At 68.8% G+C, this 14,075-nt stretch carries 16 protein-coding genes; 6 read left to right on the top strand and 10 right to left on the bottom strand.

What is annotated here, in order from left to right:
* Positions 1–112: 112 nt before the first annotated feature.
* Positions 113–520 carry a MarR family winged helix-turn-helix transcriptional regulator gene (locus ACFVVM_RS18100; RefSeq protein WP_387619130.1) on the bottom strand — a complete coding sequence of 136 codons (408 nt, stop codon included), beginning with the start codon at positions 518–520 and terminating at the stop codon, positions 113–115.
* 100 nt (positions 521–620) lie between these two features.
* Here ACFVVM_RS18100 and ACFVVM_RS18105 point away from each other — a divergent pair, with 100 nt between their 5' ends.
* Together ACFVVM_RS18105 and ACFVVM_RS18110 are read left to right on the top strand one after the other, a co-directional pair.
* Positions 621–1,010 (top strand): RidA family protein, encoded by a 390-nt coding sequence (locus ACFVVM_RS18105; RefSeq protein ID WP_387619133.1) that lies wholly within the window; start codon positions 621–623, stop codon positions 1,008–1,010.
* A 35-nt stretch (positions 1,011–1,045) separates the two neighbouring features.
* Entirely contained in the window at positions 1,046–2,131 is a 1,086-nt protein-coding gene (locus ACFVVM_RS18110) for an alkene reductase (RefSeq protein ID WP_387619136.1), read from the top strand.
* A gap of 71 nt (positions 2,132–2,202) precedes the next feature.
* Here ACFVVM_RS18110 and ACFVVM_RS18115 read toward each other — a convergent pair whose 3' ends face one another.
* The 3 genes from ACFVVM_RS18115 to ACFVVM_RS18125 are packed head-to-tail and all read right to left on the bottom strand — an operon-like array spanning position 2,203 to position 4,061.
* A complete protein-coding gene (locus ACFVVM_RS18115; RefSeq protein WP_387619138.1) occupies positions 2,203–2,775 on the bottom strand; it encodes a hypothetical protein in 573 nt (190 codons plus the stop codon).
* Between the two features lie 58 nt (positions 2,776–2,833).
* Positions 2,834–3,199: a DUF397 domain-containing protein gene (locus tag ACFVVM_RS18120; RefSeq protein ID WP_387619141.1), complete on the bottom strand. Its 366-nt coding sequence runs from the start codon at positions 3,197–3,199 to the stop codon at positions 2,834–2,836.
* Positions 3,200–3,209: 10 nt separating this feature from the next.
* Positions 3,210–4,061, bottom strand: a complete 852-nt coding sequence (locus ACFVVM_RS18125; RefSeq protein WP_387619144.1) for a helix-turn-helix domain-containing protein — start codon at positions 4,059–4,061, stop codon at positions 3,210–3,212.
* Positions 4,062–4,200: 139 nt separating this feature from the next.
* Between ACFVVM_RS18125 and ACFVVM_RS18130 the strand changes: the two genes are divergently transcribed.
* Positions 4,201–4,800, top strand: a complete 600-nt coding sequence (locus ACFVVM_RS18130) for a hypothetical protein (RefSeq protein ID WP_387619147.1) — start codon at positions 4,201–4,203, stop codon at positions 4,798–4,800.
* A 5-nt stretch (positions 4,801–4,805) separates the two neighbouring features.
* Here ACFVVM_RS18130 and ACFVVM_RS18135 read toward each other — a convergent pair whose 3' ends face one another.
* Positions 4,806–5,582: a pirin family protein gene (locus ACFVVM_RS18135; RefSeq protein WP_387619150.1), complete on the bottom strand. Its 777-nt coding sequence runs from the start codon at positions 5,580–5,582 to the stop codon at positions 4,806–4,808.
* A 168-nt stretch (positions 5,583–5,750) separates the two neighbouring features.
* Here ACFVVM_RS18135 and ACFVVM_RS18140 point away from each other — a divergent pair, with 168 nt between their 5' ends.
* The gene (locus ACFVVM_RS18140; RefSeq protein WP_387619300.1) at positions 5,751–7,016 is read left to right on the top strand and encodes an MFS transporter; all 1,266 of its coding nucleotides are present in this window, start codon (positions 5,751–5,753) and stop codon (positions 7,014–7,016) included.
* Here the strand turns inward: ACFVVM_RS18140 and ACFVVM_RS18145 are convergent.
* Positions 6,985–7,455 (bottom strand): hypothetical protein, encoded by a 471-nt coding sequence (locus ACFVVM_RS18145; protein ID WP_387619153.1) that lies wholly within the window; start codon positions 7,453–7,455, stop codon positions 6,985–6,987. The genes ACFVVM_RS18140 and ACFVVM_RS18145 overlap by 32 nt on opposite strands.
* Positions 7,456–7,506: 51 nt before the next feature.
* Here ACFVVM_RS18145 and ACFVVM_RS18150 point away from each other — a divergent pair, with 51 nt between their 5' ends.
* Positions 7,507–9,027, top strand: a complete 1,521-nt coding sequence (locus ACFVVM_RS18150; RefSeq protein WP_387619156.1) for a DUF4185 domain-containing protein — start codon at positions 7,507–7,509, stop codon at positions 9,025–9,027.
* On the opposite strand, the gene ACFVVM_RS18155 is transcribed toward ACFVVM_RS18150, so the two are convergent.
* The 3 genes from ACFVVM_RS18155 to ACFVVM_RS18165 are packed head-to-tail and all read right to left on the bottom strand — an operon-like array spanning position 9,028 to position 11,398.
* Positions 9,028–9,885, bottom strand: coding sequence for a biotin-dependent carboxyltransferase family protein (locus tag ACFVVM_RS18155; RefSeq protein WP_387619158.1), 858 nt, complete (start codon positions 9,883–9,885; stop codon positions 9,028–9,030).
* Between the two features lie 53 nt (positions 9,886–9,938).
* On the bottom strand, positions 9,939–10,628 hold the full coding sequence (locus ACFVVM_RS18160; RefSeq protein WP_387619160.1) for an allophanate hydrolase subunit 1: 690 nt from the start codon (positions 10,626–10,628) through the stop codon (positions 9,939–9,941).
* A 14-nt stretch (positions 10,629–10,642) separates the two neighbouring features.
* Entirely contained in the window at positions 10,643–11,398 is a 756-nt protein-coding gene (locus ACFVVM_RS18165) for a LamB/YcsF family protein (RefSeq protein ID WP_387619163.1), read from the bottom strand.
* A 124-nt stretch (positions 11,399–11,522) separates the two neighbouring features.
* Between ACFVVM_RS18165 and ACFVVM_RS18170 the strand changes: the two genes are divergently transcribed.
* Positions 11,523–12,338, top strand: a complete 816-nt coding sequence (locus ACFVVM_RS18170) for a hypothetical protein (protein WP_387619166.1) — start codon at positions 11,523–11,525, stop codon at positions 12,336–12,338.
* Here the strand turns inward: ACFVVM_RS18170 and ACFVVM_RS18175 are convergent, their stop codons facing one another.
* Positions 12,339–13,850: a CCA tRNA nucleotidyltransferase gene (locus ACFVVM_RS18175; protein WP_387619303.1), complete on the bottom strand. Its 1,512-nt coding sequence runs from the start codon at positions 13,848–13,850 to the stop codon at positions 12,339–12,341.
* Positions 13,851–14,075 lie beyond the last annotated feature (225 nt).

Here is a 14,075-nt window from a genome sequence, read left to right on the forward strand (position 1 = left end):
CAGCGACCAGCTCAGCGGCAGACCAAATCGGTTCACGGGTGTCACCGACCTCGCCGGCATCCGCATCGTCGACGGAGCCGGCCGCGCTGTCGGCGAATGCGGAGGCGGTCGATCAGGTGCGGAGCTTGGCGACGAGTTCGCTGACCCTGGTGTCGGCGGACGCCTCGTCCAAGGCCTCGGCCAGGGCCTTCTGGTAGGTCGGCAAGGCCTCGCGATGGAGGGCGCGGCCCTCGTCGGTGATCACCGTGTACACGCCGCGGCGGTCCTTGGGGCACAGGTCGCGGCGGGTGAGGCCGCTCGATTCCAGGCGGGCGACCAGGCGGGAGACCGAGCTCTGGTTGAGGCCGATGAGTTCGGCCAGCTCCTGCATGCGCAGTTCACCGTCGTCGGCGCTCGCGAGCCGGCACAGGGCCTGGAACTCGGAGAGTCCGATGTTGTGGCGCCGCTGCATCTGCTTGGCCAGCTGGTGGGTCACCATGCCGTGCAGGGCCACGACCTGGTCCCAGATCGCTGTTTCCATCATCTTCACCTTCCGTCTTGACACCAGAGTATATGCAATGCCAAACTCTGCATGTACCTACATTACATGCATGTACATGCACCGACAGAGGAGAAACGTCATGACCAGCATCGAGAAGATCGCCACCACCCCCGACTGGTACGCGCCGTACAAGATCTCGCAGGCGATCCGGGCAGGCGGCCTGCTGCACGTCTCCGGACAGGCAGGCATCGACGAGCAGGGCAAGACCGTCTCCGACGACTTCCTCACCCAGGGGCGTCAGGCGTTCGGCAACATCCGGCGCGTGCTGCAGGAAGCCGGCGCGGACTTCACCGACGTGGTGAAGGTCGGCATCTTCGTCACCGACATGGCCGCCAACCTCGACAAGGTCATCCAGCTGCGCGGGGAGTTCCTCAGCGAGCCCTACCCCGCCGACACACTGCTCGAGGTGTCCTCGCTCGCCCAGCCCGACTGGCAGATCGAAGTCGAAGTCACCGCTCTCGCCCGCTGATCCACCGCTCGACCCGCTTCCCGAAAGGAACTCCGATGTCCGACAGCCCCCTGCTCCGCCCCTACCAGCGCGGCACCCTCGACCTGCCCAATCGCATCGCGATGGCCCCCATGACCAGGGGCCGCGCCGATGACGCCACCGGCGTCCCGAATCCGCTCACCAAGGACTACTACGCCCAGCGGGCCGGTGCCGGACTCATCGTCAGCGAGGGGATCTACGCCAACGTTCTCGGCAAGGGCGGGCCCGGCATCCCCGGCCTCGTCGACGACGCGCAGGTGGCTGGCTGGCGCGAGGTGACCGACGCGGTGCACGCGGCGGACGGGCGCATCTTCGCCCAGCTGTGGCACGTCGGCCGGCTGACCCACCCGCTGACCCTGGGTGGCGCGACGCCGCTGGCACCCTCGGCCGTCGGCGTCACCGACGCGAAGGTCTTCACCAGCCAGGGGATGGTCGATTACGTCACCCCGCGCGCGATGACCACCGCCGAAGTCGAGGCCACCGTCACCGACTTCGCCGTCGAGGCGCGCAATGCCATCGCTGCCGGCTTCGACGGTGTCGAGATCCACGGCGCGAACGGCTACCTGCTGCAACAGTTCCTGGCCGAGAACACCAACCTGCGCACCGACCGCTTCGGCGGCTCGCTCACCGGACGCCTCCAGCTGGTCCTCGACATCGTGCACGCGGTCGTGGCCGAAGTGGGCGCCGAACGCGTCGGACTGCGCATCTCACCCGACAACCCGGAGAACGAGATCGCCGAAGCGGACCCACAGACCACCTACCGAGCCCTCGTCGACGCCATCGACCCCCTCGGCCTCGCCTACCTCCACGTGATCGAACGCGGCAAGTACCCCGCCCTCGCCGACCTGCGCCCCCGCTGGTCCGGCACCCTGATCGCGAACTTCAACGGCCCGACACCAACGACCAGCGCCGCAGGGGAGAAAACCCTCGACGCCGGCCTGGCCGACATCTTCTCCTTCGGCCGATCATTCATCGCCAACCCCGACCTCCCCGCCCGAATCGCCACGGGAGCCCCGCTCACCGAGTACGCCCGTGAGCTCGTCTACGGCGGCGGCGCCGAGGGTTACACCGACTACCCGGCACTGGTCACCGAGGGCGCGTAGTCCTGACCGTTGGGCTCTGCCGCAGGTCACACACCGAGGGTCGTGTGACCAGCGGCGAGGCCCGGCCGGGACTATGCCCTGAAGTAATACCAAGAATCATCGAGGCGGATGTACTTGCTATCGATGGTGCTGACGAGGTCTCTGCCGCTCGGCAGATAGATGAAACCGCTACGAACTCCGGGGTAATACCTCGACAAATAGAATTCACATTCTTTGTCGGGTTCACTTTCGATACGGTGAAACTTGTAAATGCCAATAGCGCTTTCCCGCTCGTCGCACACCGCGGCTGCCTGATTCATCTCGCTTCGAGTCACCAGCCAGCCGATCCGACCCGGAACGGAGAACCCGGCCAGCGCCACCGTCACCGCGACGAACACGGGAACCAGCAGGCCAAGGCGCCACCAGCCCGTGTACCTCAGGCAAGCGACGACGATCAGCGCCAACCAGACCGCCACCGGTATGACAAGCAAAAGACCGACGGTCAGCCAGAATTCGTCGTCTTCGAAGACTGTCACATCGGCCCATATTTTCCGAGCGCAGCACAGCGCCGTGGCAACAGCGGCCACCACCATCGTCACATTCCAGGCCACCGGTGCCTTGTGGCGCTCACGCCATTCCCTCGTCGACACCCCGATACCCCGCATTCCCCGATCATGGCCGTCTGGCCACTTCCGGAGACCCTACAACCGCGCGATCCGGGCTCTACACGCAGGCGAATTCGTTGTCGTGGACGCCGGCGAGGAAGGCTTCCCATTCGGGGGCGGTGAAGTGGAGGAGGGTGGCGTTGTGGCGGAGGGTGGCGGAGTGGTCGGGGGAGACGTGGGCGACGAGGGTGGGGTGGCGGCGGGTGGTGCGGAGGTGGTGCAGGAATTCGGTCCACAGCTCGGTGGGGACGGTGATGATCGGTTCGTCCAGGCCGACGTTGAGCGGGTTGCGGCGGAATTTGCTGTCGCGTATCTGGACGACGTCACCATCGAATCGGACCTCGACACATTGGTTGCCGTTATTCGAGCGTGACGAGGTGAACCAGCCGTGTTCGGCCGGGCGGCGGCGAGCGGTGGTGGACATGCCTCGAATCTTACACGCTCGCATACTCCCTGATCAGAGCGAGAGATTCAGTGCGGGAAAGGGACTGCTCGCGAGCGCGCAGGTAGGCGAAGCCGAGATCGCGCACCTGCTCGGGGTCGTCGACGGGGCCACCGAATACCGCGCTCTCGGCCCAGGCGAAGGTAGGTAGCTGATCGCTTGCGAAGTCGAGCAGATGGAAGCTGGAACCGCCGAGAACCGCGCCCTCGGTGGCACTGAACGGAATGACTCGCACGTCGACGGTGTCGAGCGTGCGCACCAGTTCGACCAGGTGGCACAGCTGCTCACGCAGGACCTCGGGACCGCCGGTCTGCTGGCGCAGGGTGGCCTCGCCGAGCACGGCGGTGAGTTCCAGCGGGTCGGGCTCGCGCAAACGCTCCTGTCGGCGTAGTCTTATCGCGACCAATTGGTCTACCTGCACAGGACGGATCATCACATCGGCACTGATCAGAGCACGCGCGTACGCCTCGGTCTGCAGCAGGCCGGGCACGAGCAGACTGTCATAGCTGCGGATGCTCTGCGCGCCCGCCTCCATCCCGTACAGGCGCTGCAGTTCGGGACCGATCAGGGCCGAGGCGGTGGACCACCAGCCGCGCTGCTTGCTGGCCTCGAGCAGTTCCAGCAGTTCACGACGCTCATCGGCGGTGACGTCGAGAACGTCGAGGACCGGTTCGATGGTGGTGCGGGTGAGCACCCGCCTGCCCTTCTCCACATGCGACCAGTTGGCCGGGGTGAACCCGACGCGGCGGGCGAACCCGGCCGAGTCGAAACCGCGCTGCTCGCGCAGCTCACGCAGGCGCAGCACGAGTTCCCAGCGCGCTGCGGTCGGCGAAACGGGAGCCATGCGGGCAGATAATACGCTGATCGACACGCTAGCTACTGACTATTGTCAGGCCGGTTGTGCGGCACTAGGCTGTCGAGAACGGTATTTTTCCCATCGGAACGGCCGTTATGAAAAAGTTTCCCGCTCCACAGCGTTCGTGATGTATGAGCTCTCCCCGATCGAGCGAATCCACAGCTACATCGAGTCCAGCGTCGACAGAGACGAGGTCGTGATGAGCACGTCGCGCACTGATGACAAAGGCGGGTATACCGCGGCCGAGGAATACTCGGCCACCCAGGACGCACTGGCGCGCTGTCGTCACTACCGCAAGCACAACGGGCTCTACGGCGTGGTCGACTCGACCCTCGGCCGGATCATGCTGGAGATCGGCGCCGTCGGGGCGGTGGTGATGCCATCGACGCTGGGCGAGCGGGTTCGCGGGCTGCTGATCGGGCGCGGCCTGCGCTGCGGGCCGATCATCGCCCATCCCCGCTCGGGCCGCTGGACCTTCCTGACCGGCCCCACCGACAACTCCTACCTCGACACCGTGCTCTTCGCCGAACTGTTCCGGGTGTGCGCCTCGGTCGCCTTACCCGGCAGCGAGATCGTGCTCCCCTCCCCGGCCGACGAACGCAGCGGATACCGCACCTGGATGCAGCCCCCCGACGGCGACCACCGCCCGGACTTCGCCCAGATCATCGCCGCGACCCGCACCAATGCCCGAACCGCCGACCTGATCCACCAGCCCGGATCGGCCTGAGCGAGCTACTGACCACCCAGCCGCGCGTGCATCTCCCACACCAGGACCTCCGCGGCACCGTGCGGACGCACTCGCCGGCCGCCCGAACGCGTGAACCGCACCGCGTCGCCCTGCGCCAGCGTGCCGAGGCCCTCGACATCGACCTCGCCGCGCGCCACGAAGACATGCAGGTAGGGCGCATCGGGCAGGGTGAAACCGGGACTCTCGGCGGGCATGCGGGCCACATGCATCGCCGCGTGCGAGGAATTGATCGCGATGGCGGTGCGGTCGCGATAGCGCGGTAGGCCCGAGGCCACCGTCACCAGATCGCCGCGGGCGAGCTCGTCATCGATCTCGAGCTGCTGATAACCCGGATCCACGCCCGGCTCGTCGGGCACCACCCACATCTGGACGAAATGCACCGGCTCGTCATGGGTGGGCAGCGCGGCGTCCAGGCGCCACGAATCGTTCTTCTCCGAGTGCATGATCCCGGTGCCCGCGCTCATCCGCTGCGCCAGACCCGGATAGATGACGCCGTTGTGGCCCAGCGAGTCCTGGTGCACCAGGCTGCCGTCGAGCACCCAGGTGACGATCTCCATGTCCCGATGCGGATGCGTGTCGAAGCCCTCGCCCGGCAGCACCACGTCCTCGTTGTTCACCAACAGCAGCCCGTGATGGGTGTTGTCGGGGTCGTAGTGCTCGCCGAAGGAGAACGAGTGCTTGGAGTCCAGCCACGAGATCCGCGTCTTCATCCGGTCACCGCCGCGATGCAGTTCGATCCGCGGCGTCGTCGGTGTCGACATGACGCTCCTCCTGCTCTTCCACCCGTACCGCCACCCCAATTCTGGCACCACTATTCTCACGACGTGTCCACCCATCGTCGCGACGGCGCGGATCCGGCGGACGAACAACCGAACTCGCTGCGGAATCTGCTCCGGGAGAGCCGCGGAGTCCTCCGGCGGAATCCGCGGATGCCACGGCTGGCCCTGCTGCGGCTGGCCGCTCAGTTCGGCGACGGCATGTTCCAGGCCGCGCTCTCGGGCGCCATCCTGTTCAACCCCGAACGTGAGACCGATCCACTGGCCATCGCGGCCGGTTTCGCGGTACTGCTGCTGCCCTATTCGATCCTCGGGCCCTACGCGGGTGCCCTGCTCGACCGGTGGGACCGCCGCGGTGTGCTGCTGGTCGCGAGCGTGACCCGGGCGGTGCTGATCGGGGTGGCCGCGCTCGCGCTGTTCGGCGGGGCGGGGGAGACGCCGCTGCTGATCCTGGCGCTGGCGGTGGTGGGAATCAGCCGGTTCGTGCTGGCCGGAGTGTCGGCGGCGCTGCCACGGGTGCTGGAACGGCGCTGGCTGGTGCCGATGAACTCGATCCTGGCGACGGTGGCCTCGGTGTGTGCCGGGATCGGCGCGGCGACGGCCGTGGCGGTGATCGCGGTGCTCGGCGCGGGCGATGCCGCCGCGGCGGTGGCGGTGGCGCTCAGTGGTGTCGGCTCGGTGCTCGGCGCGGTGCTCGCCTATGGGTTCGGGCCGCGCGTGCTCGGGCCCGAGCGCGGGTCGGCCGGAACGGCGAGCACGGTGTACGCGATCGCGACCGGCTTGCGCACCGGTGCGCGCGCGGTGTGGGACTCGGTGCAGGTGACCACGGCGATGATCGGGATCGGCGCGCACCGGATCGTGTTCGGGATGAACACGCTGATCATGGTGCTGGTGCTGCGGCAGCCCACCGGCGAGACCCAGATGAGCGGCGGGCTGGTGGGTTTCGGGGTCGCGATCGGCTTCGCCGCGGCGGGCATGCTCACCGCCGCGATCCTGGCACCGGTGCTGATTCCCCGGCTCGGCCGTCCGCGCACGGTGCTGGTCGGGCTGGTGACCGCGGTGATCGTGCAGCTGACGCTGGTCACCCCGATCGCGGTCGCCTCGACCGACTCCGCGGTCGACAATGCCCACCGCCTGCTGCTGCTCGGCGCGTTCGGCCTCGGCCTCGCCGGGCAGACGATCAAGCTGACCGGCGACGCCAGCATGCAGATGGACATCGACGACGATCGGCGCGGCCAGGTGTTCGCCCTGCAGGACACCGTTTTCAACATCACCTTCGTGCTGGCGATCGCGGTGACCGCGCTGGTGATCCCCGCCGACGGGCACTCGCTCGCCGTGGTGCTCACCGGCGCGGCGGTCTACGCGCTCGGCATCGTGGCGATCGCGCTCAACGCCCGCAGGGCCAGGGTGGCGGGCTGAGCGGACCGGCGGTGTCCTGGGCCAGGACGGTCCGGTGGTCGACCGTCGCCAGCGGAATGTCGGGCAGCAGGTCGAGATTCGACGCCGGACGCGCGGTCTCGACGGTGACCTCGGCCGGTGCGTCGCGTTCGACCCAGGGCAGCGGCTCCCGCTCGGCATCCTCCGGCGCGCCGGTGATCTGGTGCGACCAGGTGCCGTTGCCGGTCGGATCGGTGAAGAAGTGGTCCAGGACGCCGTCGTCGTCCAGGTCGAGGGCCGCGACATCGGCGACGCCGTCACCGTCGGAATCCCACAGTGCGTCATCGACACCGCCGTCACCGTCGAAGTCGAGCCATAGTGCGTCGGCCACCCCCGTATTCGCCAGTGCCAGCTCGGCCTGACCCGACCAGTGGTGCACGATCCCGTCGCCGGTTCCGAAGACGTACTCGATTTCGTTCACATCTGTTTGGACGCACGGCAGGCGCGTTCGGTTCCGGTAAGTTCTACGCGCATGCGCGCATCAGCGGTTTCGCCCGGCTCGGCCGCACTCGGTGTGTTGCTCGCCGCGGCCCTCGCCGTACCGGCCCAGGCCGCTCCGCTCCCGTGGGCGCCGCCACCGGTGAACATCTGCGGGGAAGTCGGATTCGATCCGGTGCACCGGCTGCCCGACCCCGACGCGCCGCCCGCGCCGCCGCTCCCGCCGAGCATCGACATCCCGATCCCGGTGCCCCTGCCGACACCGGTGCCGGTGCCCGACCCACCGCACGACAACACGCGGGTCGCCCAGACCCCGCTGCCGACGGACCCGTGCCGCAATCCATGCCCCGAGGTCAGGGACACTCCCGTGCCGGACAGCGAAGGGGGCGAGCCGATGTCGACGGGCTCGGCCGACCTGCTGCCCCGGATCCGGATCAATCCGGAGATCGAGCCCATCCCGATCCCGGTGCCCGGCGGCGAGGGCGATCCGCCGCAGGAGGCGCCCGAAACCGTTGTGCGACCGATCGAGCCGGGTCCGGTGCACGCGCCGGTCGCGCCGACCGGGGTGGAGTTCGTGCGGCTCGTCGAGCAGGTCACCGGGCCCGGCTCGGCCAATCGGACCGATATGCGCTGGCAGGTCGACGGCACCGACCTCGGCCTGTTCTGGGAGACCGAACCGGGCAAGGTCGCGATGGTCTTCGGCGACACCTTCGGCGAGGGCTGGGTCTACGGCGGCGCGGGCGCCGACACCGCCGACTGGCGCTCCAACGCGCTCGCCTTCAGCACCGACACCGACCTGTCCGACGGGCTGACCATCGACTCGATGGTGCAGGACAGCCCCTGCCACGCCGCCGAACTGCTCGGCAGCCGCAAGATCAAGAACTGGGAGACCACCACCATCCCCACCTCGGGGTTCGCCCTCGGCGAGCGGCAGTTCATGAGCTACATGTCGGTGAACCACTGGTCGCGGATCCCGGGCATGTGGCTCACCAACTACGGCGGCCTCGCCTACTCCGACGACGGCGGCCAGACCTGGACCAAGGACCAGCACGCCAAGTGGGAGAACATGTTCGGCCTCGGCCGCTTCCAGGTGGCCGCGATGGTGCCGCACGGCGACTACGTCTACATGTTCGGCACGCCCAACGGGCGGGTCGGGGTGATCGGCCTGGCCAGGGTGCACAAGAAGGACGTGCTCAACAAGACGGCCTACCAGTACTGGGTGAACGGCAGCTGGGCCCCGGCCGCGGAGAACTCGGCGACCCCGCTCGTGCTCGGCACGGCCAGCGAGCTGTCGGTGCGCTTCGACGCCGAGAGCGAGCAGTGGCAGATGGTCTACCTGGACGCGGCGGCGGGCCAGATCGTGTTGCGTACGGCGGCCGAGCCGCAGGGCGCATGGACCTCGGCCGTGCCGCTGGTCTCCACCGAGGAGTATCCGCGGGCCTACGGCGGGTTCATTCATCCCTGGTCGACCGCGCGCGACCTGTACTTCACGATGTCGGCGTGGGACAGCTACAACGTGTATCTGATGCACGCACGACTGAATCCACCTGCCTGATCACAGATCCGGCACGAACCGCAGGCGCTGACCGGGGCGGGCCTGGGCCACCGTGTCGACATCGGCGTCGAGGACGACGGCGACCACCGGATAGCCGCCGGTGATCGGGTGATCGGCCAGGAAGACGACGGGCTGACCGCTCGGCGGCACCTGCACCGAGCCCAGCGCGACACCTTCGGCGGGTAACTCGTGCGAACAGGAACGAACCAGCGGTGGCCCGTCGCCGCGATCCAGGCGCGCGCCGACCCGGTCGGTGTCGACCGAGACCACCCACGACCCGCGGAACAGCCGCTCGGGTTCGGCGAACCAGTCCGCGCGCGGGCCGGGACGCGCGCGGACCGTGAGCACCTCCGGCGGCACCGGTTGCGGCGCGAACTCGACCGTGGGCAGGGTGCGCGGGGCGGGGCCGATGGGCAGTTGCGCGCCCGCGTGCAGCGGTTCGGGGCCGATCCCGGACAGCGTGTCGCGGCTGCGGGAACCGAGCACCTTGGCCACATCGATGCCGCCGCGCACCGCCACGTAGCTGCGTAATCCGGTGCCTGCCAGGCCGAGTCGAAGGACCTTGCCCTCGTCGAGTTCGAGCACGCTGGCGTGCCCGACGGGCATGCCGTCGACCGTCGCCGGTGCGGGCGCGCCGGTCACCGCGACCGTGAGATGCGTGTCGGCGCGCAGGGCGAGTCCGCCGAGCAGCACCTCGATGGCGGCGTGGTCCTCCGGATTGCCGACCAGCCGGTTCGCCAGCCGCAGCGACGCGCGATCGGCCGCACCCGCCTGGCCGACCCCGGAATCGAACCAACCCGGACGGCCGAGGTCCTGCACGGTCGCGAGCGGCCCCACCCGCTCGATGAAGATCAGCATGCGATCACTCCCCGATTCGCTGTCGAGGCGGCGCACCGTTGAGCAGCCTGGGGTTATTCCTCGCTCGTCAGCTCGACGAACCGTATCGCCGAACCCGCCCGCACCAGCGCGGGTGGATCACGGTCGACGACCCACATCCGCAGGTCCGTGCGGCCGATCAGCTGCCAGCCGCCCGGCGTGCCTCGCGGATACACCGCCGAATAGCCGCCGGCCAGCGCGACCGCACCCGGTGGGATGGCGGTGCGCGCCTGCGCCCGGCGCGGCACGGTGAGCCTGCCGTCGGGCGAGGTGAGATAGCCGAAACCGGGTGCGAATCCGACGAACGCGCACCGCCAGACGGTGCCGGTGTGCGCCGCGATCACCTCCGGCACCGACAGGTCGAGCAGCCGGGCGACCTCGGGCAGATCGGTGCCGTCGTAGCGGACCGGGATCTCCACGATGTCGTCGTCGAGGCCGCCCTCCGGCGGTGTTCCACGGGAAACATCCGGCGAATCCGGTTGCGGCGGCTCCTGATCCAGCCGGTCGAGCAGGGCGACGAGCTCGCGGCGGACCTGCGTCCCGTAGCTCACCGCATGCATGGTCACCAGCACGGTTTCCGCCGCGGGCAGCACATCCTGCACCCCCGCGATGGCGTGCACCCGCAGGGCCGAGGCCAGACGCTGGACCGGGCGTGGATCGTCGAGGGTGATGAGCATGGCCCGATCACCCGCGGGCCGGATCCGCGAGTTCCAGTCGTTGACCATCGAGCCTCCCACCCTCAGCCGAACGGCTCCACCGGCACGCCTGCCTCGTCGAGCGCCCCGCGAATCCGGCGAGCCATCTCCACGGCGGCAGGAGAGTCACCGTGGACACACACGCTGGCCACGGATACGGCGACCGTACCGGGACCGTCTACGGTACGCGCGGTCCCCGACAGCGCAAGAGAAACCGCCTGCGACACGGCGTCATCGGGGGCGAGCACCGCACCGGCAACTCCGCGCGGGGCCAGCAGGCCCGTCGAGGTGTAGGCCCGATCGGCGAAACCCTCACCGACGAATCGCACCTTCGCCCGCAGCGCGGCGCGTTCCAGCTCGGTACCGGCCGGGCCGAGCAGGAACAGATCGGGTGCCGCCTCGGCCACCGCGGCCAGGACGGCGTCGGCGAGCAGGGGATCGCGGGCCGCCGCGTGGTAGAGCGCGCCGTGCGGCTTCACATAGCGCACCCGATCGCCCGCCGCCGTGGCGAACGCCGCCAGCGCGCCGATCTGGTACAGCACCTCGTCGCGCAGGTCGGCCGGGGCGATGGCGATATCGCGGCGGCCGAAACCGACCAGGTCGCGATAGCCGATGTGCGCGCCGATCCGCACGCCCTTGGCCACCGCGAGTTCGCAGGTGCGGCGCATGGTGACGGGATCACCGGCATGGAAGCTGCAGGCGATGTTGGCGCTGGTGACGATGTCGAGCATCGCGGCGTCCTCACCCATCCGCCACGGGCCGAAGCCCTCACCGAGATCACTGTTCAGGTCGAGCGGCATGAATCGAGCATGAACGACCCGGCCCACTCCGTCACCACCGGGGCGGGGTCGGTCTTGGCGCCGGTCCCAGAACCCCGCGCGGACCGTGGCCGCCGGAGCCGCGGCCAAGTACGCTCGGATCATCATGGCCACGTATTTCGATCCGAAGTCCTGGTCACTGTCGGGCGCTGTCGATATGGGCAGGCGCCTGCTCGACCCGTCGTGGATCGACCAGTGGCTCGGTTTCACCACGTCCTGGGCCGATCCCGTCGCCGACCTCGGTTCCGGCACCGTCACCGCGCTCATGCCCGATGTGCTGATGACCGTGCTCAGCGAGGGCATTCTCAGCCGTTTCGGCGGCCAAGAGGTGAGCGCCACCCTGCTCGGACACGACCTGACCGCCACCCTCGACGTGTTCAAGGTGCGCAGGCGCGGCGCGCACTTCCAGAGCAAGACGGTGCTCTCCGACCTGGTCTGGGACGCGCATCCGTTCGACAGCGTCACCGTGATCGCGCACGGGGTCCGGCTGATTCCCGGTGTGCCGACCAAGATCCGGGTGCAGCAGCTCGACATCGAGGGCGTCATCGGGATCGAGGCGCTGGTCGAGTGGGTCGACGCGCAGAACTTCGACTGGCGGGTGCGCCTGGACGAGCGCGGCCGCATCCTCGCCACGCATCGCACCAAGAAGATGAGCGCGATCGTCGACGCGCAGGTCTACGACAATCTGCTCACCATCGACGTCCACCGGGCGAACTGGCACGGTCTGCGCCTGCCACGGCGCGCCATCAAGGCGCCCGCGCTGCTGCTCGACGACCTGCCGAACCGGGCGAGCATCACCTACGCGCACCGCCGCGGCGACAAGGTGCGCTTCCGGATCGAGCTGCCCGAGACCACCGGCTCGTTCGACCTGGCCCAGATCCGCTCGGCGATCGTCGCGGGCACCACGCTGATCGTGTTCTGATCAGGGGTTCTGCGTTTTCCACCAGTCCAGCAGGGCGGCTTCGGCTTCCTCGCGCGTCATCGGGCCGCGGTCGAGGCGCAGATCCTTCAGGTACTTCCACGCCTTGCCGACCTGCGGGCCCGGCGGCAGGTCGAGCAGTTCCATGATCGCGTTGCCGTCGAGGTCGGGGCGCACGCGCGCCAGGTCCTCCTGGGCGCGCAGGGTCGCGATGCGCGATTCCAGCTCGTCGTAGGTGGCGCGCAGGGCGGCCGCGCGGCGCCGGTTGCGGGTGGTGCAGTCGGCGCGGACGAGTTTGTGCAGGCGATCGAGCAGGTCGTCGGCATCGGTGACGTAGCGGCGCACCGCCGAATCGGTCCACTGCCCCTTGCCGTAGCCGTGGAAGCGCAGGTGCAGGAACACCAGGCGCGCAACCTCTTCGGTGAACGCCTTCGGGTACTTCAGCGCGCGCATCCGCTTGCGCACCATCTTCGCGCCGACCACCTCGTGGTGATGGAAGCTCACCCCGCCACCCGGCTCGTTGCGCTTGGTGTCGGGCTTGCCGATGTCGTGCAGCAGCGCCGCCCAGCGCAGCACCAGGTCGGGATCGCCCTCCTCCTGGTCGATCGCCTGGGAGAGCACGGTCAGCGAATGCTGGTAGACGTCCTTGTGCTGATGGTGCTCGTCGATCTCGAGCTTCATCGCCGGCACCTCCGGCAGCACCCGCTGGGCCAGGCCCGTATCGCACATGAGGTTGATGCCATCGATCGGATGATCCGCGCCGATCAGCTTGTCGAGCTCGGTCCGCACCCGCTCCGCGGTGATCCGGTCGATCTGCTCGGCCATGTCCACGATCGCCGCCCGCACCCGCGGCGCCACCTCGAACCCCAGCTGGGCGACGAAGCGAGCTGCGCGCAACATCCGCAGCGGATCGTCGTCGAACGAATCCTGCGGCGCGGCAGGAGTATCGAGCACCCCCCTGAGCAGCGCGTCGAGACCATCGAGCGGATCGACGAACTCGAGAGTGCCGTCGGCGGCTATGCGCACCGCCATCGCATTGACCGTGAAATCGCGGCGGACCAGATCCCCTTCGAGGGTGTCACCGAAAGTGACCTCGGGATTGCGGGAGACCCGGTCATAGGTGTCGGCCCGGAACGTGGTGATCTCGAGCTGCTGATCAGCCTTGGCCGCGCTCACCGTGCCGAACGCCAGGCCACCGGTATCCCACAAATGATCCGCCCACCCCCGCATCAGCTCCTGCACCACCTCCGGCCGCGCATCGGTGGTGAAATCCAGATCATTGCCCAACCGCCCCAGCACCGCGTCCCGCACACTGCCACCGACCAGATAGAGCGAATGCCCCCGCTCCGCGAACATCGCCCCCAACGGCGTGAGCACATCGGCAAGCTGCCCCAATGTCACCTGCGCCCCCGCCAGCAGGCGAGCACGACGATCCGCCACAGCTTCAGGGACAACATCAGGGGAAACCACGAATAAGCAGCTTACTGGGCCGAGCTCCCACCCTCCCAGCCACATCGCGCCCACCGAACTCGTCGCCGCCCAACGCCCAAGTGGACGCCCTCCCGCGCACCCCACCACCTACCGCACTACCAGCCACACCTCACCACTTAAGTCCGCCATGACCGCACTACCAGCCCCGCACCCGCGACCCCGAGGAGCGGCGGCCACGAAGTGGCCGGTCGCGGCCGGGCCGCCGGTCAGGCGCCGCGGCGTACGCGACGAAGGAGCAAGCCGCGGCGC

It is taken from the genome of Nocardia sp. NPDC058176 (genome assembly GCF_042883805.1).
In the GTDB taxonomy this organism is placed as follows: domain Bacteria; phylum Actinomycetota; class Actinomycetes; order Mycobacteriales; family Mycobacteriaceae; genus Nocardia.